The organism is Dietzia cercidiphylli, assembly GCF_014145145.1.
GTDB classification, from domain to species: Bacteria; Actinomycetota; Actinomycetes; order Mycobacteriales; family Mycobacteriaceae; genus Dietzia; species Dietzia natronolimnaea.
In genome coordinates this window covers 1-1,839 of sequence record NZ_JAALEA010000418.1, presented here as the reverse complement: position 1 = coordinate 1,839, position 1,839 = coordinate 1, and the positions used below count along the sequence as shown (strand labels likewise).

Genomic DNA, 1,839 nt, shown 5'->3' with positions numbered 1-1,839 from the left:
GCGCACCCCCACCGGCCGCGTGTAGGCCGGGGCGAACCCGCGCGCCCGCGCCGAGCGGATCATCCGCTCGGTGAGCTGGGCGTCGGCCTCGTCCGCCAGCGGGTGCAGTGAGCGTGCCCCCTCGGCGACCAGCCGCCCGCCCACGTACACGTGCGTGAGGTTGCGCAGCGAACACGCCAGGACGTACGTGGCCACCGGGTCCCAGATCGGCCCGGTGGCCGGGGCGGTGGGATCCACGACCAGCAGGTCGGCGTGCTTGCCCACCTCGATGCTGCCGATCCGGCCGGACAGGCCGAGCGCCTCCGCGCCACCCAGGGTGTGCATCCGCAGCACCTCGTGCGCGGCCAGGACAGAGGCGTCGGAGTGGACGGCCCGCTGGGTGTAGAGGCCGATGCGCATGTTCTGGAACGGGTCGGAGACGTCGGTGCAGGACTGGTCGTCGAGCCCCATCCCCACCCGGATCCCCGCGGCCCGGTACCCGGCGACGTCGGCGATACCGGATCCCAGCCGGCCGTTGGAGGTGGCCTGCCAGATCACCGCGGAGTCGGTGTCGGCCACCCGACGCACCATGTGCTCGGTGGGGTGGACGAAGTGGCCGAAGGAGAAGGCGGGGCCCAACACCCCGGCGTGGTCGTACCAGTCGAACTTGGCCCGCTGCACCTCCAGGTGCTCGGCGGTCTCCACGAAGTGCGCCTGGTTGCCCACACGGTGGGTCGCCATGGCGTGCCGTTCGCGTTCGGCGGTGACCGGCGAGGACGACCACTGCACCGACCCGAACACCGATCCGCCCAGATCCAGGTCCCGGGGGACCGTGCGCTGGCGGTGCTCGGTGACGTGGGCGAACGCCTCGAAGCACTCGGCCTCGGGCAGCTGCTCGTCGTCCAGCCGGGTCGAGGTGACGCACCGCAGTCCCGAGTCGGCCTGCGCGTCGATCTGTCGCGTGAGGAACTCGACGTCGTGGACCCGCTCGGCGACCAGGGTGGAGGTGGCGTGGTCGAACACCGCCACCACCCGGCTCTGGGTGAAGTTGTAGGCGCTGGTCACGCCGTTGCGCAGGAAGTCCAGGCAGCCGGCGAGGGTGAACCAGTACAGGTCCTCGGCCTCGGCCCCGACCATCATCTCGCCCATCCGTGAGACCCACCCGTAGAGCGTGTCGTCGGGGGCGATGCCGCGCATCCCGGCGGTGAACAGGTGGCTGTGCGCGGAGACGAACCCGGGCGCCAGGATCGACCCACCCAGGTCGTGGACGGTGCCGGGCAGTCCGGGCGGCGGATCACCGGCACCCAGCGCGGCGATCAGCCCGTCCTCGTCGACGTGGACCCAGCCGTGGAACCACGGCGGGGCGTCGGCTGCAGTCGTTCCCGGGGTCGTCGTCACGGGGATGACGAGCGCATCGGTGAAGGTGATCATGAGGGGTCTCTCGTTCTCGGGGCGGCGGCAAGGGTTGGGCGCGCGCGGTCGGCGCGGCGTGTCAGCCCGGGAGGTCCTCGGCCAGCCAGCCGCCGGGACGCAGGTGGAACCGTCGGCGGTGTGAGGGCGCGTCGGGCTCGCCCCGCCAGAACGTCACCGCCTCGGGCCGCAGGCGGTACCCGGTCCAGGTGTCGGGCGGGTCCTGCGGGGTGGGCCCGTGCCGGGAGACGGTCTCCGCCCACACCTCCCGTCGTCCGGCCGGGGGCAGGGCCGCTGTGGCGGGACTGTTGGTCCAGGCCAGCAGCTTGAGATACGGGGTCCGGTCGCGATAGGTGAGCAGTTGCTCCTCGCGGTCCGTGGGTGCTGCGGGGCCGGTCATGGTGAGCTGGCGGGTCCGGTCGGCGCTGAGCACCACGAGGGTGGCGCGGG

Annotated in this window: 2 protein-coding genes; both read right to left on the bottom strand. The window is 72.6% G+C overall.

Going from position 1 to position 1,839, the window contains the following annotated elements:
* On the bottom strand, positions 1 to 1,410 hold a 1,410-nt coding region (locus G6028_RS14375; RefSeq protein WP_182659279.1), incomplete at its 3' end, for an amidohydrolase family protein.
* A 61-nt stretch (positions 1,411 to 1,471) separates the two neighbouring features.
* Positions 1,472 to 1,839, bottom strand: a 368-nt coding sequence (locus G6028_RS14370; RefSeq protein ID WP_277817614.1) for a pyridoxine 5'-phosphate oxidase C-terminal domain-containing protein, incomplete at its 5' end; no start/stop codon positions are given.